Below are 21261 nucleotides of genomic sequence, written 5' to 3'. Positions count from 1 at the left end.
ACGAGCGGGCGTCACGAAGGGCGCGGGGTGTCGCCCCCTTCGTGGCTCGCTGCGCTCGCACCTCAGGGAGCGGGGCAGGTGAGCCCGCACCTCAGGGAGCGGGGTAGGTGAGTCCGCACCCCAGTGGCCGGGGACTCGCTGCGCTCGCACCTCAGGGAGCGGGGGGATCCTCCATCTCGGCGCGGAGGCCGAGCAGGCGGACGGGTCGGTGGTCGTCGAGCTTCGCCAGCAGGGCCAAGGCGATGTCGGCGAGCACGTCGGCGTCGTACGTCGGCCCGACCAGCTTGCGAGAGCGGTTGACGGTGAAGAACGGTGCGAACCGCACCTTGAGGAAGACCCGCACCGCGGCGCGGCCCTCGGCGCGGATGTCGTCGACCACCTGGCGGGCCAGCACCCGCAGCGCCGCGTCGACCTCCTCGGGGGTGACGAGGTCCTGCTGGTAGGTCGTCTCGCGGCCGTGGGCGCGGGCGACCCACGGGGTGTCGTCGACCGTGTCGGGGCCGACGCCGCGGCCGAGGCGACCGATGGCAGGACCGGTGGTGGGTCCGAAGGCCGCGGCCAGGACGTCGTCGGGGGTGCGCGCGAGGTCGAGCACCGTGTGCACGTCGAGCGCGGAGAGGCGCTCGGCGGTGCGGGGCCCGATGCCCCACAGCTTGCGCACCGGCTCCTCCCCGAGCTCGGCGAGCCACTCGTGCCGGGTCAGCCGGTGGGTGCCGGGGCCACCACGGTGGGGCTTGCCGCGGTCTGTGGCGTTCTTGGCGCGCACGGTGGTGTCACCGATGCCCACCGAGCAGTGCAGCCGCGTCGCGTCGAGCACCGCGGCGCGCAGGCGGTCGGCGTACGCCTCCGGCTCCACCCCGGCCGCCAGCTCGACACCGACGAACGCCTCGTCCCAGCCGAGCACCTGCACCGTCGCGCCGGGCTGGGCGCGGAGCACGGCCATCACCTCGGCCGAGGCGGCGTCGTACGCCGCGTGGTCGACCGGCAGGAACACGGCGTCGGGACACCGCTTCGCAGCCGTGCGCAGCGGCATGCCCGAGCGCAGCCCGAAGGCGCGGGCCTCGTACGACGCGGTGGAGACCACCGCGCGCTCGGTGGGGTCGCCGCGGCCGCCGACGACGACGGGCAGGCCGACGAGCTCCGGGCGCCGGAGGAGCTCGACGGCCGCGATGAACTGGTCCATGTCGACGTGCAGCACCCACCGCCGGGTGGCGGGGGCGGTCGCGGCTGACATGAGCACATCGTGCACCGCGGAGCCGTCGACCTGAGTACGGTCACTCATGACCCCCGGCCCCCAGGCCCCCAGGATCGGTGCATGCGACCACTGCCCCTCGCGACGGAGCGGTTCGAGACCTTCGGTCCCGACCACCTGGCCCTGCTGGGCCTCGCCGTCGTCGGGTGCGTGGTGGTCGCCGCGGTGGGAAACCGGCGGCGACGACGGCTCCGTGCTCGGGGGGTGGAGCCGTCGTCGCCGTCGGACCCCGGTCTGCAGCGGGCGCACCGTGTCGCCGCTCTCGCCCTGCTCGCGGTCGCGGTGCCGCTGCAGGTGTGGCAGTGGCTGCCGGCCGACTACGACCGGCAGACCTCGTGGCCGGTGCACCTGTGCGACCTGGCGTGGATGCTCGCCGTCCTGGCCCTGTGGACCGACAGCCGCCGGGCCGCCCAGCTGCTCTACTACTGGGGCCTGACGCTGGTGCCGCAGGCGATGCTCACGCCCGACCTCGCCCAGGTCTTCCCGCACCCGCGCTACCTCGGCTTCTGGCTGCTGCACCTGCTGGTGGTGTGGATCGCGGTGCACCTGACCTGGGGTGCGGGCCACCGTCCGACGTGGTCGGGCTACCGCACCACCGTGGCCGCCACGGTGGTGTGGATGGCAGCGGTGATGGCCTTCAACACGGTCGTCGACACCAACTACGGCTACCTCAACGGCAAGCCGGCACGCTCGGTGCTCGACCTGCTGCCGGAGTGGCCGACGTACGTCGTGGTGCAGGTCGTGGTCGTGGCGGCCGTGTGGGCGCTGATGACCTGGCCCTGGACCCGGCGCAGGCCCGCGCGGATTGGGATCGAGCAGGGGAGCGGTGGGAGGATGGCGGGGTTGTGAGCGAGCCCGTCAAGACCCTGCCCCTCGTGTTCGAGGCCCCCCGCGGCCGCGGCAAGCCGCCGCGGCACCTCGCCGACCTCGACCCCGCCGAGCGCAAGGCCCGGCTCGTCGAGCTCGGCCTGCCCGGCTTCCGCGCCCGCCAGGTCGCGGCCCACTACTTCGCGCGGCTGGTCGACGACCCCGCCGAGATGACCGACCTCCCGGCCGCGCAGCGCGACGAGCTGGTCGCGGGCCTGCTGCCGACGCTGATGACGCCGCTGCGCACCTCCGAGGCCGACCGCGGCACCACCCGCAAGACCCTGTGGCGGCTCTTCGACGGAGCACTGGTCGAGTCGGTGCTGATGCGCTACCCCGGCTCCGGCACCACCGCGGGCCGCACCACGATGTGCGTGTCGAGCCAGGCCGGCTGTGGCATGGCCTGCCCCTTCTGTGCCACCGGCCAGGGCGGGCTGCAGCGCAACATGAGCACCGCCGAGATCGTCGAGCAGGTCGTCGCGGGCGCCCGTTCGCTCTCGCGCGGGGAGGTGCCGGGTGGTCAAGGTCGGGTCAACAACGTCGTCTTCATGGGCATGGGCGAGCCGATGGCCAACTACAAGGCCGTCGTCGGCGCCTGCCGCCGGCTGACCGACCCCGCCCCCGACGGTCTCGGCATGTCGGCGCGCGGCATCACCGTCAGCACCGTCGGTCTGGTGCCCCGCATGCGCCAGCTCGCCGACGAGGGCCTGCCGGTCACGCTGGCGCTCAGCCTGCACGCGCCCGACGACGAGCTGCGCGACGACCTGGTGCCGGTCAACACGCGCTGGAAGGTCGACGAGGTCGTCGACGCCGCCTGGCACTACGCCGCCACGACCAAGCGCCGTGTCTCCATCGAGTACGCCATGATGCGCGACATCAACGACCAGGCCTGGCGCGCCGACCTGCTCGCCGACGTCCTGCTGGCCCGTGGCGACTGGGGCTGGGTGCACGTCAACCTGATCCCGCTCAACGAGGTGCCGGGCTCGCGCTTCACCCGCTCGCGCGACGCCGACACGGCCGAGTTCGTCCGCCGCCTCGAGGCCCGCGGTGTCCCCACCACGGTCCGCGACACCCGCGGCAACGAGATCGACGCCGCCTGCGGCCAGCTCGCCGCCGACGGCTGACGCAGCAGGACCGCCCGACAGGACCGCCCGGACGGGGCATCGACATCGCGCCGGCGCGCTGGCACCATCCCCCCATGACGGCGCCCGCCCAGCGTCCCGGCACCGAGGTCGAGCTCAAGCACGATGCGATCGGGTTCGTCGACGCGCTCGTCATCGGCTTGGCCTCGACGTCGCCGGCCTACTCGCTGGCCGCGGTGATAGGACCGATCGCCGCGCTCGTGGGCTCGGCGGCACCCGGCGTGCTCCTCGCGTCGTTCGTGCCGATGGCGCTGATCGCCACCGCCTTCCTCTACCTCAACCGTGTCGACCAGGACTGCGGCACCACCTTCAGCTGGGTGACGCGCGCGATGGGGCCGTGGTTGGGGTGGATCGGCGGCTGGGCCATCGCCATGACCGGCGTGCTCGTGGTCGGGTCGTTGGCCGACGTGGGGGTGAGCTTCTCGCTGCTGATGATCGGAGCCGACGACGCGGCCGACAACGCCTGGATCCGGATGCCGTTGGCGGTGGTGCTCATCGTCGCGATGACGTGGTTGTGCATCGTCGGCACCGACGTGTCGGCCCGGGTGCAGAACGCCCTGATGGTGGCGCAGGTGGCCGCACTGGGGGCGTTCGCCGCCGTCGCGCTGTGGCGAGGCACGAACGGGTCGAGCCCGCTGGAGCCGATGACACCGTCGCTGGGCTGGTTGAACCCGTTCGCCGACGGGAGCGGGGCGCTGTCGGCCGGCCTCCTGCTCGGCGTCTTCGCCTACTGGGGCTGGGAGTCGTGCGTCAACCTCAGCGAGGAGACCACCGACGGCGCCAGCACGGCCGGCCGCGCCGCGCTGCTGTCCACCGTCGTCCTGCTGGGCACCTACCTCGCCGTGGCGTATGCCGTCGTCACGTTCGCCGGGACGACGTGGCTCGCCGACAACGCAGGCGAGGAGGAGCGCGTGTTCGCCGACCTCGCCTCGGAGGTCATGGGGCCGTGGGCGTGGGTGGTGTACTTCGCCGTCGCGACCTCAGCCGTGGCCTCGACCCAGACCACCATCATCCCCGCCTCCCGCACCGGCCTGTCGATGGCGCGTCGTCACGCGCTGCCGCCTCGACTGGGTCACATCGACCCGCGGCACCAGACCCCCGACGTCAGCACCTGGTGGGTCGCCGGCATCGCGATCGTCTGGTACGTCGGCATCTACCAGGTCTCGGCCAACGCGCTGTTCGACTCGATCACCGCGCTCTCCCTGCTCATCGCCTTCTACTACGCCCTCACCGGCGTGGCCTGCGCCGTGTTCCACCGACGCCACCTGCTCGAGGGCCCCAAGCAGCTGCTGCTCATCGGTGTCGGGCCGGTCGTGGGTTCGCTGCTGCTGGTCTGGCTGCTCGTGCTCTCGGTGCGCGACATGTCCGACCCCGCCAACTCCTACAGCGGGCAGTCCTGGCTCGGTGTCGGCCCCCCGCTCGTCATCGGTGTCGGGATCTTCGTCGTCGGCGTCGTGGTGATGCTGGTCTGGCGGACGCAGGACGCCCGGTTCTGGCAGGAGCGACCTGGCGTCGCCGATCCTGACGTCGTGCACGGCTCCCGCGCCGCGGCGGCCGACCCGGATGGACTGGAGGGCTGAGGGTGGCGAGCGAGCGATGACCGTGGTGCTGGGGTACGACGACTCGCCCGGGGCTCGCGCCGCGCTCGAGGTCGCGCTCGAGGTCGCCGGTCGCTGGGGATCCGGGTTGCGGGTGGTCTACGGCGCCGGAGCCTCGGGAGAGGAGGCCCAGGTGCTGCGCGACGCCCTGGCCGAGGTCGGCGGACGGGCCCTGGCGAACGCCCGCGAGCGTGCGACGGCGGCGGGAGTGTCCGTCGAGGTCGACGTCGTCCCGGCCAAGCCGGCCGAGGCGCTGCTGCGAGTGGCCGAGGCCCACGACGCCACCGTGATCGTCGTCGGCACCTCGGGGGAGGGCCCCTTCCGCAGCGCCCTGGTCGGCTCCACGCCCCACAAGCTGCTGCAGCTGAGCTCGCGTCCCGTGCTCTGCGTTCCTGCGTCAGCAGACGGCTGAGCGTCGCTCACCACGTCTTCACCGACACGTAGGACCCCCAGGGGGGTCCGTTCACCGCGGGCGAGCGCAATGGGGTCATGAGCCTCCTCGGCAGCGCCGACCTCGCCCCTCACCTCGACCGGCCGCTGCGGGTGCTGGTGGTCACCGAGTCCTTCCTGCCGCAGGTCAACGGCGTGACCAACTCGGTGCGCCGGGTGCTCGAGCACCTGCAGGCACGCGGGCACGAGGCGGTGGTGGTCGCGCCGTCCGGTCCCGAGTGGTACGCCGGCGCCCGCGTGCGGGTGGTGCGCAGCGTCGCCATGCCGACCTACCGCGAGTTCCCGATCGGCACCGCCACGCGGCGCACGCTGCACCACCTGATGTGGGCCTTCGACCCCGACGTCGTGCACCTCGCCTCGCCGGCGTGGCTGGGGCACCAGGCGGGGGAGGTGGCGCGGAGGCGCGGCGTGCCGGTCGTCGCGGTCTACCAGACCGACCTCGTGGGGTTCGCAGAGCGCTACCCCATCCCCGGGGCCGTCGCCGCGATGCGGGCACTCACCCGGCGGGTGCACCTGCCGGCCGACCGCACCCTGGTGCCGAGCACCGCCAGCCGGCACCAGCTGGCGGGCCTGGGGGTGCAGCGGATGCACGTGTGGGGGCGCGGCGTCGACACCGAGCAGTTCCGCCCGGAGCGGCGTACCGACGCCCTGCACCGCGAGCTCGGCGTCTCGCGCGTCGTCGGGTACGTCGGCCGGCTCGCGGCCGAGAAGGAGCTGGAGCTGCTCGCCTCGGTGCAGGACCTGCCCGACACGCGGCTGGTGCTGGTGGGCGGCGGGCCGGAGGAGGCTCGGCTGCGCCAGGTGCTGCCGCGGGCGAGCTTCCTGGGCGTGCGGCACGGCGACGACCTCGGCCGGATCGTGGCCTCCTTCGACGTGTTCTGCCACACCGGCAGCACCGAGACCTTCTGCCAGTCGGCGCAGGAGGCGCTCGCCAGTGGCGTGCCCGTGGTGGCGCCGGCGGCCGGCGGGCCGCTCGACCTGGTGCGGCCGGAGGTCAACGGGCTGCTCTACGCACCCGGCGACGCGACGGGCCTGCGCCGGCAGGTCGTGCGGCTGCTCGACGACGAGCCGACGCGTTGGCGCTTGGGCCAGGCCGCGCGCGCGGGCGTCGCCGACCGGTCGTGGACCGCGCTCGGCGAGCAGCTGGTGGGGCACTACCGCGCGGTGCAGCGGGTGCCGCAGCCGGTGTGACGCGGCTCTCCGCGGTTGCTCGCCACTCCGGCCGTAGCGGTGGACACCGTCGCTCGTTTGTCGGGATAGTGCGACCACCGCACGGCCCCAGGGCGCGCACCGAGACCAGTGGAGGGACGCATGTCCAAGTCAGCAGAGCCGACCCCCGCAGAGCTGGGTCGCCTGAACCGGCTGGAGGCGCTCAGCGACAAGGACCTCAAGCGGGTCATCGAGCAGGGGCGCCACGTGCGGCTGCCCGCCGACTGGTCGCTGATCCAGGAGAAGACCCCCGCCGACAAGGCCTACCTGATCATCGACGGCGAGGTGTCGGTGCGGAAGAACAAGCAGGAGGTCGCGCGCCTGGGCCCGGGTGACGTGATCGGCGAGATCGCCATCGTCGAGCACAAGCTGCGCTCCGCCAGTGTCGTGAGCCTGACCCCGGTCGAGGTCATCCACTTCACCAAGGAGAGCCTCCAGGAGCTCGTCGACGACGTGCCGGCCTTCGGCGACGCGATCCGCGGCACCGCCCACGACCGGCTGGGCTCGGTCCCGGACTGAGCGTGGCCGCCGCAGGGTCCGCCGACTCCGACCACGACCCCGACCGCGACCTCGACCTCGACCGGCCGGCGCACGACCGCGACGAGCTCGTCGCGCTGCTCGAGGAGTACCTCCTCGGCGAGACACCGTCGCTGACCGGCCAGCAGCTCGCCGACGAGGTCGGCATCCCGTACGACGAGGCTCGGCTGCGGTGGCGCTCCCTGGGCTTCGCCGAGGTGGGCCCCGACGTGCCGGCCTTCACCCACGCCGACCTCGAGGCGCTGCGGCAGACCCAGCACCTCATCGACCTCGGCGTCGTCGAGGGCGAGGACCAGCAGGCGCTGGTGCGCTCGCTGGGCCGCAGCTTCGCCCGTCTGGCCGACTGGCAGATGGGTCTGCTGGCCCGGGCCGTCGACCCCGAGCACACCTCGCTCGAGGACCTCGGGGCGCTGCTCGACCAGGTCACGCCCACGGTCGAGCGGCTGCAGGCCTACGTCTGGCGTCGCCACACCCTGCTCGCCGCCTCGCGGCTGGCGCTGACCCGCGACCGGGCCGACGCGGCCGAGCGCGACGACCCGGTCGACGACGACCCGGTCGATGACGACACCGGCTCGGTCGACGACGTCGTCGAGGAGGAGCTCGACGACGCGACCACCCTCGGCGTGGGCTTCGCCGACATCGTGGGCTACACCAAGTCGAGCCGCTCGCTCTCGCGCCGCGAGCTGACCCGGTTGGTCGACGGCTTCGAGGGCCGCACCCTCGAGATCGCGGTCGCCCACGGCGGGCGCATCATCAAGACCATCGGCGACGAGGTGCTCTTCGTGGCCGACAGCCCTGGCGACCTCGCCCGCATCGGCCTCGAGCTGGTCGAGCAGCGCGACGCCGACGACGACTTCCCCGAGCTGCGCGTCGGGCTGGCGTGGGGACCGACGCTGGCCCGCCTCGGCGACGTCTACGGCCCCACCGTCAACATCGCCTCCCGGCTGACCTCGAGCGCCCGTCCCGGCACCGTGCTCGCCGACCGCGCCCTGGCCGACCGCCTCGGCGACGACGACGCGCTGACCCTGCGCCGGGTGCCCCGGGTCTCGGTGCGCGGCTACCGCAAGCTCGAGCCGTGGGCGGTACGTCGCGCCTGAGCGTCGCTGTCAGGATCCGGTCGTCCGGAGCGGCACGCTACGACCCGTTCCTGACACCGAGTCCCCGATTACCCGCCTGGCCGGGTAATCAGCAGGTCACTGTCAGGATCCGGTCGTCCGGAGCGGCACGGCACGACCCGATCCTGACACCGAGGTGGCGCGTTGCCCGGACGGCTGGGCAACGCGACACCCCGCTAGCGTCGGCGACGTGGTCACCCCCGTCGCGAACGTCAGCTGGCACCTGCTCGACCGGGCGGTGATCGAGGGGCGGGCCGACGAGCCGCTGGTGCGCGTCGGCGACCGCACCTGGAGCCACGCGCGGCTGCTCGAGGAGGTGGCGGCGCTCGGGGGCGTGCTGCGGCACCTGGGGGTCGTGGAGGGCACGCCGGTGCACCTCGACCTCGGGCCGGAGCACGGCGTGGAGGCGGTCGCCGCAGCGCTCGCGACGGCGCGGCTCGGCGGCGTGGTCGGCCGCGAGGGCGACGTCGTCGTGTGCTCGGTCGGCAGCGACGCCGTCGCGCCCGGCGAGGTGCCGCGCCTGGTGCGGGGCGACGGGGTCGTCGAGCCCGACCTCGACTGGGCCGTCATGCTCCGGGCCGGACGCACCGACCCCGCCCCCGTCGCGGTGCTGACGCCCGAGGCGCCGTACGCCGCCGGGGTCAGCGTCGGCGAGCAGGTCGCAGCTCTCGAGGCCGCGCCGGCGCCCCACGACGTCGACGACCTCCGGGCCCTCCTGGGTGTCGCACCACGGTCCTAGGCTGGCGTCATGAGTGCTCACCCCGATGCCGCCCGCGTGCTCGACGCCGTCCCCACCCAGCTGCTGATCGGGGGCCGGTGGCGCGACGCGGAGGGCGGGGCGACCACGAAGGTCGAGGACCCCGCGACCGGCGAGGTGCTGGTCGAGGTGGCCGACGGCTCCGTGGCCGACGGGGCAGCTGCCCTCGACGCGGCGGCGGCCGCGCAGCCCGGCTGGGCGGCGACCCCGCCGCAGGAGCGCTCGGAGATCCTCTACCGCGCCTTCCAGCTGATGCAGGAGCGCAGCGACGACCTGGCGCTGCTGATGACGCTCGAGATGGGCAAGTCGCTGACCGAGGCCAAGGGCGAGGTGGCCTACGCCGCCGAGTTCTTCCGGTGGAACTCCGGCGAGGCGCTGCGGCTCGACGGCTACGTCAAGGACACGGCCAACGGCCAGAGCCGTGTCATGGTGCTCAAGCAGCCGGTGGGCCCGTGCCTGTTCATCACCCCGTGGAACTTCCCGGCCGCCATGGGCGCCCGCAAGATCGCCCCGGCGGTGGCAGCGGGCTGCACCATGGTCGTGAAGCCGGCCGAGCAGACGCCGCTGACGATGCTCGCCATCGCGCAGCTCCTGATGGACGCCGGCCTGCCCGACGGCGTGCTCAACGTCGTGCCGACCGACCGCGCGGCCGACGTCACCGGCCCGCTGATCCACGACCCGCGGCTGCGCAAGCTCAGCTTCACCGGGTCGACCGCGGTGGGGCGCCACCTCGTCGCCGAGGCGGCCGACCAGGTGCTGAAGGTGAGCATGGAGCTCGGCGGCAACGCGCCGTTCCTCGTCTTCGACGACGCCGACCTCGACGCCGCCGTCGAGGGCGCGATGGCGGCCAAGATGCGCAACATGGGGGAGGCGTGCACCGCCGCCAACCGGTTCTACGTCCACGCCGACGTCGCCGACGAGTTCGGCCGGCGGCTGGCCGAGCGCATGTCGGCGATGCGGGTGGGCCACGGGGCCGACGAGGGCACCGAGGTCGGCCCGCTCATCGACGCCGACCAGCGCGCCAAGGTCGTCGAGCTCGTGTCCGACGCGGTCGACAAGGGCGCCTCGGCGCTGGTCGGGGGCGGGGCGCGCGAGGGCGCGGGCTACTTCTTCGAGCCCACCGTGCTCACCGGCATCACCGACGACGCCCGCCTGCTGAAGGAGGAGATCTTCGGGCCCGTCGCGCCGATCACGACCTTCACCGACGAGGACGACGTCGTCGCCCGGGCCAACGACACCGAGTACGGCCTGGTCTCCTACCTCTTCACCCGAGACCTCGACCGGGCGCTGCGGGTCGCCGAGCGGCTGGAGGCCGGCATGATCGGCCTCAACCAGGGCATCGTGTCCAACGCCGGCGCCCCCTTCGGCGGGGTCAAGGCCTCGGGTCTCGGTCGCGAGGGAGGCAACGAGGGCATCGCCGAGTTCCTCGAGACCAAGTACGTCGCGATCAAGCGGTGAGCGCGAGCACCAGCAGCCCGGCGCGGCGCGACGTCGTCGTCCTCGGCTCCACCGGCTCGATCGGCACCCAGGCGCTCGAGGTCTGCCGCGCCAACCCCGACCGCTTCCGGGTCGTCGGCCTGACGGCGGGCGGTTCCCAGGAGCAGCTGTTCGACGAGCAGGTGCGCGAGTGGCGCCCGGCGTACTCCGGGCTGGGCGAGGACGCCAGCACCGAGGCGGCCGGGCTGGCCTGCGACGTCGTGCTCAACGGCATCACCGGCGCCGTCGGCCTGCGGCCCACCGTCGCGGCGCTGGAGGCCGGCAACACGCTGGCGCTGGCCAACAAGGAGTCGCTCATCATCGGCGGCCCGGTCGTCACCTCGCTGGCCCGGCCCGGCCAGGTCGTGCCCGTCGACAGCGAGCACTCGGCGCTCGCCCAGTGCCTGCGAGGCGGCCGCGCCGAGGAGGTACGCCGCCTCGTCCTCACTGCCAGCGGGGGGCCGTTCCGCGGCCGCACCCGCGAGCAGCTGGCCGACGTGACGCCCACGGAGGCGCTCGACCACCCGACGTGGACGATGGGTCCGGTCGTCACCATCAACTCCGCGACCCTGGTCAACAAGGGGCTCGAGGTCATCGAGGCCCACCTGCTCTTCGACATCCCCTTCGACCGGATCGAGGTCGTGGTGCACCCGACCAGCGTGGTGCACTCCATGGTCGAGTTCACCGACGGCTCGACGCTGGCGCAGGCCAGTCCTCCGACGATGCTGATCCCGATCGCGCTCGGCCTCGCCTGGCCCGACCGCGTGCCGCACACCGCCCCTGCCGTCGACTGGACCACCCAGCAGCGCTGGGACTTCTTCCCGCTCGACGACGACGCGTTCCCCGCCGTACGTCTGGCTCGCGAGGCGGGCGAGCGCGGTGGCACGGCTCCGGCCGTCTACAACGCCGCCAACGAGGTCTGTGTCGAGGCCTTCCGCGACGGCCGGCTCGCGTTCACCGACATCGTCGACACGATCGCCCACGCGCTGGCCGACCACGCCGTACCCTCGGACCCGGTGCCAGGACCCGGTCAGGGCCTCACCGTCGACGACGTGCTCGCGGCCGACCGCTGGGCCCGTGCGCACGTCGAGGCCGTGCTCTCCGCTCGAAAGTGACCCGATGACCGTCCTGCTCTTCCTGCTCGGCGTGCTGCTGTTCGTCGTGGGTCTCGCCCTGTCGATCGGGCTCCACGAGGCGGGGCACCTGCTGCCCGGCAAGCTCTTCAACGTCAAGGTCACGCAGTTCTTCATCGGCTTCGGACGCACCCTGTGGTCGCGTCAGCGGGGCGAGACCGAGTACGGCGTCAAGGCGATCCCGCTCGGCGGCTACTGCAAGCTCGTCGGGATGGTGCCGCCCAACGCCGACCCCGACCAGACCGACGACAAGGTCCGCTCGCGCAACACCGGCATGTTCGCCCAGCTGGTGAGCGACACGAAGGAGGCGGAGTACGAGTCGGTCGGGCCCCACGACCACGGTCGGCTCTTCTACGACAAGCCCGCCTGGCAGCGCATCGTCATCATGGGCTCGGGCGTGGCGATCAACCTCGTGCTGGCCTTCGTGCTCTTCGCCATGTCCTTCATCGGCTACGGCGTGCTGCAGCCGACCACGACCGTCGACGCGGTCTCCGAGTGCGTCGTGGCGGTGCGCGGCGACGCCGACGCCAACCGCGGGTGCACCGCGGCCGACCCGCAGTCGCCGGCCGCGGCCGCGGGCTTCCAGGCCGGCGACCGCTTCGTGTTGATCAACGGCGAGGCGATCGACACCTGGTCCGAGGCCCAGCGGCTGATCCGCGCCAACGGCGACCGCCAGGCGACCGTCGTGGTCGAGCGCGACGGGCGCGAGGTCACCCTGACCCCGACCACCACGGTCACCGCGCGCAGCACCGACCCGCAGGACCCCGAGCGGCTGACCGAGGTCGGGTTTCTCGGCGTCGTGCCCGGTCAGTCGCGCGAGCGCGAGGACGTCGGCTACGTCGTGACGACGATGGTCGACGGCGTGCAGAGGACGCTGCGGATCATCGGCACGATGCCGGTGCGGGTCTGGGAGGCCGGGCAGGCCGCGCTGGGTCTGCAGGAGCGCGACCCCGAGGGCCCGATGAGCGTCGTCGGTGCGGGTCGCATCGCCGGTGACCTGGCCTCCGCCGAGGAGCTCCCGGTCGCCGAACGGCTCAACGCCATCCTGCTGCTCCTGGCCGGGCTCAACCTCTTCCTCGGCCTGGTCAACCTGGTGCCGCTGCCGCCTTTCGACGGCGCCGGCATCGCCACCACCCTCTACGAGAGCCTGCGCCGCGCCTGGGCGCGGCTGCGCGGCCGACCCGACCCCGGCGGCGTCGACAGCGCGAGACTGCTGCCGGTCACCTACGCCATGGCCGCGGTGATCCTGGTGGTCAGCGTGGTGCTGATCGCCGCCGACATCTTCGCGCCCATCACGCTCGTCTGAGCCGTGGCCCGGCTGCTCCTGCTCAACGGTCCGCCGGGGATCGGCAAGTCGACCCTGGCCCGCCGCTGGGCCGCCGACCACCCGGGCACGCTGTGCTGCGACGTCGACGTGCTGCGCACCATGATCGGCGGCTGGGACGACGACTTCGCCCGGGCCGGGGCGCTGGTCCGCCCCGCCGCCCAGGCGATGGTGGAGGCCTACCTCGTCTCCGGGCACGACGTCGTCCTGCCGCAGCTGCTCACCGACCCGAGAGAGGTCGCGCGCTTCGACGACCTGACCGACCGCGCCGGTGCCCGCCTGGTGGAGCGCGTCGTGCTCGACGAGAGCGACGAGGCCGGCGCCACGGTGGCCCGGTTCGCACGGCGCGGGGGTGCCGACCCGTGGCACGAGCAGGTCAAGGCGATCGTGGCCGCCGACGGCGGTGACGAGGCCCTCGTCCGGTGGCACGCCGGCCTGCTGGCGCTGCTGCCTCCGGCCGGACGCCGTGGTGGTGCGCAGCCGCGAGGGCGAGGTCGAGGCGACGTACCGACGGCTGCTCGCGACCGTCGACTGAGCCCGCCGCGGGCTGGTCCGGCCGGAGAGCCGGCCAGTTCGACGGGCCTCCTACGATGGAGCCATGAGCACGGTCTCCCTCGGTATGCCCGCCGCCCCGCCGCCGGTGCTGGCGCCGCGTCGTCCCACCCGCCAGATCCAGGTCGGCAAGGTGGGGGTCGGCAGCGACCACCCCGTCTCCGTGCAGTCGATGACCACGACGCTCACCTCCGACATCAACGCCACGCTCCAGCAGATCGCCGAGCTCACCGCCTCGGGCTGCGACATCGTGCGCGTCGCCTGCCCCTCGCAGGACGACGCCGACGCGCTGCCCGCCATCGCGCAGAAGTCGCAGATCCCGGTGATCGCCGACATCCACTTCCAGCCGAAGTACGTCTACGCCGCCATCGAGGCCGGCTGTGCGGCCGTGCGGGTCAACCCCGGCAACATCCGCAAGTTCGACGACCAGGTCAAGGAGATCGCGCAGGCCGCGAAGGACCACGGCACCTCGATCCGCATCGGCGTCAACGCCGGGTCGCTCGACAAGCGGATCATGGACAAGCACGGCAAGGCCACGCCCGAGGCGCTGGTCGAGTCGGCCGTCTGGGAAGCCTCGCTGTTCGAGGAGCACGACTTCCACGACTTCAAGATCTCGGTCAAGCACAACGACCCCGTCGTCATGGTGCGCGCCTACGAGCTGCTCGCCGAGGCCGGCGACTGGCCGCTGCACCTCGGCGTCACCGAGGCCGGCCCCGCCTTCCAGGGCACCATCAAGTCGGCCACCGCCTTCGGCGCGCTGCTCTCGCAGGGCATCGGCGACACCATCCGCGTCTCGCTCTCGGCGCCTCCCGTCGAGGAGGTCAAGGTCGGCATCCAGATCCTGCAGTCGCTCAACCTGCGGCCCCGCAAGCTCGAGATCGTCTCGTGCCCGTCGTGCGGCCGCGCCCAGGTCGACGTCTACAAGCTCGCCGAGCAGGTGACCTCCGGTCTCGAGGGCATGGAGGTGCCGCTGCGCGTCGCCGTCATGGGCTGCGTCGTCAACGGCCCCGGCGAGGCCCGCGAGGCCGACCTCGGCGTCGCCTCGGGCAACGGCAAGGGCCAGATCTTCGTCAAGGGCGAGGTCATCAAGACCGTCCCCGAGAGCCAGATCGTCGAGACCCTCATCGAGGAGGCCATGCGCATCGCCGAGGACATGGAGTCCGAGGAGGGCGCCTCCGCCGAGGTCACCGTCGGCTGAGGCCGTCGTACGCCGCTCGTCGGGCGGCGTCGCGCGGCCCGTTCGCTGGGGCGCCGATTCCCATGTCGTCGCGGGGGCTGGTCGTCGAGAAAGTCACTGGTCAACCAGTGACTCTTGTGGCTGCTGTGACCTGAGCACCGGATGTGACCAGGTCTGGTCGCCCCAGCGACCAGCTCGCCTGACGTCACGCTGCAGGCGCTGCTGCACTGAGCACGGAAGTCTGCCGCTGAGCCACGCATGCTTGCGTGGCTCAGCGGCAAAGTCACTGGTTAACCAGTGACTTTGCCAACGGTCCACGCCTCGCAGGCCTGACGACGCCGCGGCCCTGCGAGATGTGGACCGTGGTCGGCGCCACGGGGGCGGAGCGCCGCCGTACGACGGACGGCCGCCGCCCCGGGCGGGGACGGCGGCCGTCGTGGGTCGTACGACGCTCAGGCGGTGAGGTCGTAGCGGTCGAGCATCATCACCTTGTGCCAGGCGGCGACGAAGTCGCGGACGAACTTCTCACCGGCGTCGGACGAGGCGTAGACCTCGGCCAGGGCGCGCAGCTCGGAGTTGGAGCCGAACACCAGGTCGGCGCGGCTGCCGGTCCACTTCTCGGCGCCGGAGGCGTCAGTGGCGGTGAAGCCGTCGTCGTCGCCCTCGACCCCGTGCCACTCGATGCCCATGTCGAGCAGGTTGGTGAAGAAGTCGTTGCTGAGCACACCGACGCGGTCGGTGAGCACGCCCTTGGGGTTGTCACCGGTGTTCGCGCCGAGCACCCGCAGGCCGCCGACGAGCACGGTCATCTCCGGGGCGGAGAGGCCGAGCAGGTTGGCGCGGTCGACGAGGCGGTACTCCGCGGGGAGGCGGCCCTCCTTGCCGAGCACGTTGCGGAAGCCGTCGGAGGTCGGCTCGAGCCACGCGAAGGAGTCGACGTCGGTCTGCTCCTGGGTGGCGTCGGTGCGACCCGGGACGAACGGCACCGTGACCTGCACGCCGCCGTCGGCGGCGGCCTTCTCGACGGCCGCGACGCCACCGAGGACGACGAGGTCGGCGAAGGAGACCTTGGTGTCGCCCTGCGCGTCGAAGTCGGCCTTGACGCCCTCGAGCACACGGATGGTGCGGTCGAGCTCGTCGGGCTTGTTGACGGCCCAGCCGCGCTGCGGCTCGAGCCGCAGCCGACCGCCGTTGGCGCCACCGCGCTTGTCGCTGACGCGGTGCGAGGACGCCGCCGCCCACGCCGCCTTGACCAGCTGCGAGACGGTGAGGCCGGAGTCGAGCAGGGTCTGCTTGAGCACGGCCACGTCGGCGTCGCTGACCAGCGGGTGGTCGACGGCCGGGACGCGGTCCTGCCAGAGCAGCTCCTCCTCGGGCACCTGCGAGCCGACGTAGCGTTCGATCGGGCCCATGTCGCGGTGGGTCAGCTTGAACCAGGCGCGGGCGAAGGCATCGGCGAACGCCGCCTCGTCACGGTGGAAGCGCTCGGAGATCTCGCGGTAGATCGGGTCGGCGATCAGCGCGACGTCGGAGACCAGCATCGTGGGACGCCGGTTCATCTCGCCCGTCTCGGGGTCGGGGATGGTGTTGGCGGCCTCGTCGCCCTTGGCCTCGAACTGCCAGGCACCGGCGGGGCTCTTGGTCAGCTCCCACTCGTACCTGAAGAGGTTGTCGAAGTAGCCCATCGACCACTGCACGGGCGTGGAGGTCCAGGTGACCTCGAGGCCGGAGGTGATGGTGTCGCGGCCCTTGCCCTTGCCGAAGCCCTGCTTCCAGCCGAGGCCCTGCTCGACGATGTCGGCGCCCTCGGGCTCCGGACCGACGTGCTCCTCGGGGTCGGCGGCACCGTGGGTCTTGCCGAAGGTGTGGCCACCGGCGATCAGTGCGACGGTCTCCTCGTCGTTCATCGCCATCCGTCCGAAGGTCTCGCGGATGTCGCGCGCCGAGGCCAGCGGGTCGGGGTTGGCGTTGGGGCCCTCGGGGTTGACGTAGATCAGGCCCATCTGGACGGCGCCGAGCGGCTTCTCGAGCTCGCGGTCGCCGGTGTAGCGCTCGTCGCCGAGCCAGGTCTGCTCGGGACCCCAGTAGACGTCCTCGTCGGGCTCCCACACGTCGGCGCGACCGCCGGCGAAGCCGAAGGTCGTGAAGCCCATCGTCTCCAGCGCGCGGTTGCCGGTGAAGATCATCAGGTCGGCCCAGCTGACGCGGCGCCCCCACTTCTGCTTGACCGGCCACAGCAGGCGGCGGGCCTTGTCGAGGTTGCCGTTGTCAGGCCAGCTGTTGAGCGGCGCGAAGCGCTGCATGCCGGCACCGGCGCCGCCGCGACCGTCGCCGACGCGGTAGGTGCCGGCGGAGTGCCAGGCCATGCGGATCATGAAGCCGCCGTAGTGACCGAAGTCGGCCGGCCACCAGTCCTGCGAGGTCGTGAGCACGGCGTCGACGTCGCGCGCCAGCTCGCCGAGGTCGACCCCGGCGAACTCCTTCGCGTAGTCGAAGTCGTCCTCCATCGGGTTGGCGACCTGCTGGTGCTTGCGCAGGATGCGGAGGTTGAGCGCCTTGGGCCACCAGTCGGTGTTGTCCGCGCTCTCGGTCGGGTGACCCATGCGGCCGGCGTGGACCGGGCAGCCCGCAGCCTCCTCGGTGTTCATGTCGGCTTCGACGGTCTCGTGGTCGTGCTGCGACACAGGTTCCTCCTGGTGTGGGGTGTGAGCGGTCGTGAGCGGGTGGTCAGGTGGTGGCGGGTACGGCGGCGCAGGCCGGGCAGGTGCCCCAGTAGACGACCTCGGCCTCCTCGATGCGGAAGCCGTGGTCGTCGGACGCGGTGAGGCAGGGTGCCTCGCCGACGGCGCAGTCGACGTCGGCGATGACGCCGCAGCCGCGGCACACCACGTGGTGGTGGTTGTCGCCGACGCGCGCCTCGTAGCGGGCGACGCTGCCGGAGGGCTGGATGCGTCGCACGAGCCCGGCCTCGGTCAGGGCGCGCAGGACGTCGTAGACGGCCTGGTGCGAGACCTCGCCCAGCTCGGCGCGGACCGCCCGGATGACGGTGTCGGTGTCGGCGTGGGGCCGCTGGTGCACCGCGCCCAGCACGGCCAGCCGGGGCCGCGTGACGCGCAGGGAGGCCCCGCGCAGCTCCTGCAGCAGCTCCTCGGTGGCGGGCATGTCCCCACCTTGTCGCAAAAACTTGAATGAATCAAGAACAGGCGCGCGTCCTCACCAGGTCGTGTAGAAGAGGTGCTGCACGACCACGGCCGTGGCCAGCTGCAGCCCCAGACCCCAGGTGCGCAGACGCGGGGGCAGCAGGGCGCACGAGAGCAGCAGCCACGGCATGAAGGGCAGCCAGATCCGCTCGACCTCCGCCTTGCTCATCCCCGAGATGCTCGCGGCGGCGACCATGGCCACGGCGCCGCCGACCAGGAGCAGCGGCACCACGCGCTCGCGCCACCGACCGAGGCTCACCAGCCAGGCTCCGAGGCCGGCGGCCAGCAGCGGGCCCGCGCTGAGCAGCACCAGGGCGAGGTTGGCCCACCACCAGTAGCCGATCGGGCGGTCCTTGGCGATGCCCTCGTCGTAGCGGTCGACCAGGTCGGGGTAGACCTCCCACCACGACCACCCGGCGAGCGCGAAGCCCAGCACCACCACGAGCGCCGCTCCGGCCGCGACCGGCAGCGGCAGCCACGACCGGGCGGCCACCAGGACCGCCAGGGCGAGCAGCCCCATCAGCGGCATGCCCCAGGAGAACATCACCAGCGTCCCGAGCAGCAGGCCCGCCAGCAGCGACCAGCCCACGGCCCACCGCGTGGTGCGGCCGCGGCGTACGGCGGTCGCTCCGAGGGCGAGGCACGCCAGGCCCCAGGCCGCCGTCGCGGCGATCACGGCGTCGAACGACACCGCCATGAACACGGCACTGGGCGCGAGCACGACGAAGGGCGCCGCCCTCCGGGCGAACCGCTCCTCGCCGAGCGCCCGCAGCGTCACGAGCACGGCGACCGCGGTCGTCGCCGCGAGAAGCGTGACCACCACGCCGGCCGCGAGGTCGCCGCCGAGCCCGACGCGCACCAGGCCGACGAAGAAGAGCAGCGCCGCCGGCGGGTGGCCGGCGACGTGGGTGACGAAGGCGTCGGGGGAGTCCATCGGCATCCGCTCGGTCCACGTCGAGAGCAGCGTGCCGACGTCGGTGACGCTGCGCGCCTCGACGAGGTACTCGTAGGGGTTGCCGAGCTGACGCGACAGCCCGCTCGTGCCGTCGACGAGTGCGAGCGAGAGCAGCCACGCCAGCCCTGCGCCGTACGACGCGAGCAGCAGGCGGCGCCAGGGGAGCCGCTCGGCCAGCCCGGCGGCGTACCGCAGCGACAGCAGCGCGACGAGCAGCGTGGGCAGGGTGCCGGGGCCGAACCACGACGGCTGCCACAGCCCGTGCAGCGGCGGGACCTCCCGGGTGGAGGAGTTGCGCGGCGCGCGGGAGTAGACCTCGGTGCCGGTGACGTCGGGGTAGAGGAAGGCCCACGCGACCAGGGCGGCGCCGAGCAGCAGGCCGAGCCACGCTGCGGCGCCCAGCAGGCGGGAGGGACCGTCGTCGCCGCCGTGCGCGGTCGGGGAGGGCGTCGTCGGGTCGCCGGTCGGGTCGCTCGTCGGGTCGCTCGGGAGGGCGGTCGGCGGGGCCACGGGTGGAGCATGGCAGGTCGGTGGGTGGGCTCCGGCCGACCCCGGCAGGCCCGTCGAGGCCGGCTCAGTCGGCGGTGGCCCTGCTCGCCCTCTTCAGCACGGCGATCGCGCGCTCGGCCTTGCGGTAGGCGCTGCTCTCGCCCGAGAGCACCTCGAGGTCGGCGACGGCTCCGCGGCGCGCCTTCGCCTCGCCGACGTCGGTCACGGCGGCCTGCTGCCACCCGGCCGCCTGGTCGGCGGTGACCTGCGGTGCGAGTCGTCGCAGGTCGGCGAGCGCGGCCTCCACCTGCTTGCCCGACGGCGCAGCCCGGCCCTCTCGACCCGAGGGCCGGGCGTACGACGTGAGGTCGCGCTCGTACCCACTCAGCGCGAGCTCGACATCGAGCGGAGCCAGCTGTTCGGAGAACTTCTCGAGGGCCGCGATGGTGTCCTGCTCCTGCTCGAGGGTCTTCTCGCAGTCGCCCGCCGTGCCGGACGAGGCGTAGTAGTCGATCTGCGCGGTGACCGTCACCCACCGGCCCTGCAGCCCGGAGGGGGTCACGACCTCCTCGTCCCCGGTCAGCTCGTCGTCGACCTCGTCGGCGAGGGCCTGCCACTGCTCGCGGCACTCGGTGACGTCCGGGTCGGCGGACGGCGCCTCGCTCGGCGCGGCGTCGGGCTCGCCGCCCCCGCACGCCACGAGGAGCGGGGCCACGCCGGCCAGCAGCGCTGCGCGCCAGGCGACGCTCCGCGGGCGGGGACGGGCGCACCGGCGGGACATGTGGGCCACGGTAGTGCTGCGTCACCGCCCTCGGGGGCGATTGCCCGACGCCGCACCGAGCCGCGAGCCGTGCCGATAGGCTCGCCGGCGTGATGCGGTCGGGGTCGGGCGTGCGGGTGCTCGGTCCCTCCGACGTCAACGCCGCGCTGCAGGTCGTCGACCGCGACCCGGTCGTCAACGTCTTCGCCGACTACCGCACCCGGCTCACCCAGCTGGACCCGCGATGGCTCGGCGGGGAGATGTGGGGCTACCAGCGCGACGGCGAGCTGGTCGCGCTGGCGCACGTGGGCGCCAACCTGGTGCCGGTCGGCGGCGACGCCGAGGCGCTCGACGCCTTCGCCGAGCGCGCCGCCCACGAGACGCCACGCAGCTCGACGGTCGTCGGCGAGCGGCACCGCGTCGAGCGGCTCTGGGAGCACCTGCGCACGGTGTGGCCCGAGCCGCGCGAGCTGCGCTGGGACCAGCCCCACCTCGTGACCACCAGTGCGCCCCGGGTCGAGCCCGACCCCGCGGTGCGGCGTACGACGCGGGAGGAGGCCGGCATCCTCTACCCGGCCTGCGTGGCGATGTACACCGAGGAGGTCGGCGTCAGCCCCGAGGTCGACGGCGGCCGCGACCTCTACCGCGCCCGGGTCAACCAGCTCGTCGGACGCGGCTGGTCGTTCTCCCGCATCGAGGACGGCCGGGTGCTGTTCAAGGCGGAGGTCGCCTGCGCGAGCCCGCGCGCGTGCCAGGTGCAGGGCGTCTACGTCGACCCCGAGCTCCGGGGCCAGGGCCTCGCCACGGCCGGCATGGCCGCGGTGGTCGCGCTGTGCCTGGAGGAGGTCGCGCCCGCGGTGTCGCTCTACGTCAACGCCCACAACACCCCCGCCCGCGCCGCCTACGAGCGGGTCGGCTTCGAGCAGACCACCACCTTCTCCACCATCATGTTCTGAGCCCCACCCTTCGTGGCTCGCTCCGCTCGCACCTCAGGGAGCGGGATGAGGGCCCCCTCCGCTCGGCGCCTCAGGGAGCGGGAAGTGACGGGCCGCGCCCTTCGCGGCTCGCTGCGCTCGCACCTCAGGGAGCGGGAGGGCTGGCTCCGCTGGCACCTCAGGGAGCGGGAGGGCTCGCTGCGCTCGCACCTCAGGGACCGGAGGGATGGCTCAGGGCGCGAACAGCGACGGGCCGCTCCCTGAGGAGCCCGCGAGGGACGAGCGGGCGTCACGAAGGGCGGCCGTCGCACCTCACCAGCCCGAACCGCCCGGCCG

General features: G+C 73.1%; 19 protein-coding genes and 1 pseudogene. 15 read left to right on the top strand and 5 right to left on the bottom strand.

The window, feature by feature from the left end:
- Window positions 1–151: 151 nt before the first annotated feature.
- Window positions 152–1234, bottom strand: a complete 1083-nt coding sequence (locus ACYU8I_RS09885; RefSeq protein ID WP_460840094.1) for a DNA polymerase IV — start codon at window positions 1232–1234, stop codon at window positions 152–154.
- An 81-nt stretch (window positions 1235–1315) separates the two neighbouring features.
- Here ACYU8I_RS09885 and ACYU8I_RS09880 point away from each other — a divergent pair, with 81 nt between their 5' ends.
- The 14 genes and pseudogenes from ACYU8I_RS09880 (at window position 1316) to ispG (ending at window position 14607) form a co-directional block, all read left to right on the top strand.
- A complete protein-coding gene (locus tag ACYU8I_RS09880; protein WP_460840092.1) occupies window positions 1316–2101 on the top strand; it encodes a YwaF family protein in 786 nt (261 codons plus the stop codon).
- A complete protein-coding gene (rlmN, locus tag ACYU8I_RS09875) occupies window positions 2098–3240 on the top strand; it encodes a dual-specificity RNA methyltransferase RlmN (protein ID WP_460840091.1) in 1143 nt (380 codons plus the stop codon). The genes ACYU8I_RS09880 and rlmN overlap by 4 nt, the downstream gene beginning before the upstream one ends.
- A 74-nt stretch (window positions 3241–3314) precedes the next feature.
- On the top strand, window positions 3315–4838 hold the full coding sequence (locus ACYU8I_RS09870; RefSeq protein ID WP_460840089.1) for an APC family permease: 1524 nt from the start codon (window positions 3315–3317) through the stop codon (window positions 4836–4838).
- 16 nt (window positions 4839–4854) lie between these two features.
- Window positions 4855–5268 carry a universal stress protein gene (locus tag ACYU8I_RS09865; RefSeq protein ID WP_460840088.1) on the top strand — a complete coding sequence of 138 codons (414 nt, stop codon included), beginning with the start codon at window positions 4855–4857 and terminating at the stop codon, window positions 5266–5268.
- 77 nt (window positions 5269–5345) lie between these two features.
- Window positions 5346–6497, top strand: coding sequence for a glycosyltransferase family 4 protein (locus ACYU8I_RS09860; protein WP_460840086.1), 1152 nt, complete (start codon window positions 5346–5348; stop codon window positions 6495–6497).
- Between the two features lie 120 nt (window positions 6498–6617).
- Window positions 6618–7034, top strand: coding sequence for a Crp/Fnr family transcriptional regulator (locus ACYU8I_RS09855; RefSeq protein ID WP_460840083.1), 417 nt, complete (start codon window positions 6618–6620; stop codon window positions 7032–7034).
- Window positions 7035–7036: 2 nt separating this feature from the next.
- Complete coding sequence (locus ACYU8I_RS09850) at window positions 7037–8149, top strand: adenylate/guanylate cyclase domain-containing protein (RefSeq protein ID WP_460840081.1); 1113 nt, start codon at window positions 7037–7039, stop codon at window positions 8147–8149.
- A 208-nt stretch (window positions 8150–8357) separates the two neighbouring features.
- Entirely contained in the window at window positions 8358–8906 is a 549-nt protein-coding gene (locus tag ACYU8I_RS09845; protein ID WP_460840079.1) for a hypothetical protein, read from the top strand.
- Between the two features lie 9 nt (window positions 8907–8915).
- Window positions 8916–10382, top strand: coding sequence for an NAD-dependent succinate-semialdehyde dehydrogenase (locus ACYU8I_RS09840; protein WP_460840077.1), 1467 nt, complete (start codon window positions 8916–8918; stop codon window positions 10380–10382).
- Window positions 10379–11515, top strand: coding sequence for a 1-deoxy-D-xylulose-5-phosphate reductoisomerase (locus ACYU8I_RS09835; RefSeq protein WP_460840075.1), 1137 nt, complete (start codon window positions 10379–10381; stop codon window positions 11513–11515). The genes ACYU8I_RS09840 and ACYU8I_RS09835 overlap by 4 nt, the downstream gene beginning before the upstream one ends.
- A gap of 4 nt (window positions 11516–11519) precedes the next feature.
- A complete protein-coding gene (locus ACYU8I_RS09830; RefSeq protein ID WP_460840073.1) occupies window positions 11520–12839 on the top strand; it encodes a M50 family metallopeptidase in 1320 nt (439 codons plus the stop codon).
- Window positions 12840–12842: 3 nt separating this feature from the next.
- Window positions 12843–13202: pseudogene (locus tag ACYU8I_RS09825) on the top strand (AAA family ATPase); the annotation flags it as partial.
- 58 nt (window positions 13203–13260) lie between these two features.
- The gene (locus ACYU8I_RS09820; protein WP_460840071.1) at window positions 13261–13392 is read left to right on the top strand and encodes a hypothetical protein; all 132 of its coding nucleotides are present in this window, start codon (window positions 13261–13263) and stop codon (window positions 13390–13392) included.
- Window positions 13393–13455: 63 nt separating this feature from the next.
- Complete coding sequence (ispG, locus tag ACYU8I_RS09815; RefSeq protein ID WP_460840068.1) at window positions 13456–14607, top strand: flavodoxin-dependent (E)-4-hydroxy-3-methylbut-2-enyl-diphosphate synthase; 1152 nt, start codon at window positions 13456–13458, stop codon at window positions 14605–14607.
- A 431-nt stretch (window positions 14608–15038) separates the two neighbouring features.
- On the opposite strand, the gene katG is transcribed toward ispG, so the two are convergent.
- From katG to ACYU8I_RS09795, 4 genes are all read right to left on the bottom strand, one after another.
- Window positions 15039–17234: a catalase/peroxidase HPI gene (gene katG / locus ACYU8I_RS09810; protein WP_460840157.1), complete on the bottom strand. Its 2196-nt coding sequence runs from the start codon at window positions 17232–17234 to the stop codon at window positions 15039–15041.
- A gap of 79 nt (window positions 17235–17313) precedes the next feature.
- A complete protein-coding gene (locus tag ACYU8I_RS09805; protein ID WP_460840067.1) occupies window positions 17314–17748 on the bottom strand; it encodes a Fur family transcriptional regulator in 435 nt (144 codons plus the stop codon).
- Between the two features lie 51 nt (window positions 17749–17799).
- Window positions 17800–19251, bottom strand: a complete 1452-nt coding sequence (locus ACYU8I_RS09800) for a hypothetical protein (RefSeq protein ID WP_460840065.1) — start codon at window positions 19249–19251, stop codon at window positions 17800–17802.
- Between the two features lie 64 nt (window positions 19252–19315).
- Window positions 19316–20011 (bottom strand): hypothetical protein, encoded by a 696-nt coding sequence (locus ACYU8I_RS09795; RefSeq protein WP_460840063.1) that lies wholly within the window; start codon window positions 20009–20011, stop codon window positions 19316–19318.
- A gap of 92 nt (window positions 20012–20103) precedes the next feature.
- Here ACYU8I_RS09795 and ACYU8I_RS09790 point away from each other — a divergent pair, with 92 nt between their 5' ends.
- Window positions 20104–20946 (top strand): GNAT family N-acetyltransferase, encoded by an 843-nt coding sequence (locus ACYU8I_RS09790; protein ID WP_460840155.1) that lies wholly within the window; start codon window positions 20104–20106, stop codon window positions 20944–20946.
- Window positions 20947–21261 lie beyond the last annotated feature (315 nt).

The organism is Nocardioides marmoraquaticus (genome assembly GCF_054777915.1).
Note: the sequence above shows the minus strand (reverse complement) of the source record. Positions and strands in the feature narration are given on the sequence as shown.

What these genes read in the sequence shown, in the direction of transcription:
- ACYU8I_RS09885 (WP_460840094.1), bottom strand. Translation starts at nt 1,234, where the DNA reads ATGTCAGCCGCGACCGCCCCCGCCACCCGGCGGTGGGTGCTGCACGTC.
- ACYU8I_RS09880 (WP_460840092.1), top strand. Translation starts at nt 1,316, where the DNA reads ATGCGACCACTGCCCCTCGCGACGGAGCGGTTCGAGACCTTCGGTCCC.
- ACYU8I_RS09870 (WP_460840089.1), top strand. Translation starts at nt 3,315, where the DNA reads ATGACGGCGCCCGCCCAGCGTCCCGGCACCGAGGTCGAGCTCAAGCAC.
- ACYU8I_RS09865 (WP_460840088.1), top strand. Translation starts at nt 4,855, where the DNA reads ATGACCGTGGTGCTGGGGTACGACGACTCGCCCGGGGCTCGCGCCGCG.
- ACYU8I_RS09860 (WP_460840086.1), top strand. Translation starts at nt 5,346, where the DNA reads ATGAGCCTCCTCGGCAGCGCCGACCTCGCCCCTCACCTCGACCGGCCG.
- ACYU8I_RS09855 (WP_460840083.1), top strand. Translation starts at nt 6,618, where the DNA reads ATGTCCAAGTCAGCAGAGCCGACCCCCGCAGAGCTGGGTCGCCTGAAC.
- ACYU8I_RS09840 (WP_460840077.1), top strand. Translation starts at nt 8,916, where the DNA reads ATGAGTGCTCACCCCGATGCCGCCCGCGTGCTCGACGCCGTCCCCACC.
- ACYU8I_RS09830 (WP_460840073.1), top strand. Translation starts at nt 11,520, where the DNA reads ATGACCGTCCTGCTCTTCCTGCTCGGCGTGCTGCTGTTCGTCGTGGGT.
- ispG (WP_460840068.1), top strand. Translation starts at nt 13,456, where the DNA reads ATGAGCACGGTCTCCCTCGGTATGCCCGCCGCCCCGCCGCCGGTGCTG.
- katG (WP_460840157.1), bottom strand. Translation starts at nt 17,234, where the DNA reads ATGAACACCGAGGAGGCTGCGGGCTGCCCGGTCCACGCCGGCCGCATG.
- ACYU8I_RS09805 (WP_460840067.1), bottom strand. Translation starts at nt 17,748, where the DNA reads ATGCCCGCCACCGAGGAGCTGCTGCAGGAGCTGCGCGGGGCCTCCCTG.
- ACYU8I_RS09795 (WP_460840063.1), bottom strand. Translation starts at nt 20,011, where the DNA reads ATGTCCCGCCGGTGCGCCCGTCCCCGCCCGCGGAGCGTCGCCTGGCGC.
- ACYU8I_RS09790 (WP_460840155.1), top strand. Translation starts at nt 20,104, where the DNA reads ATGCGGTCGGGGTCGGGCGTGCGGGTGCTCGGTCCCTCCGACGTCAAC.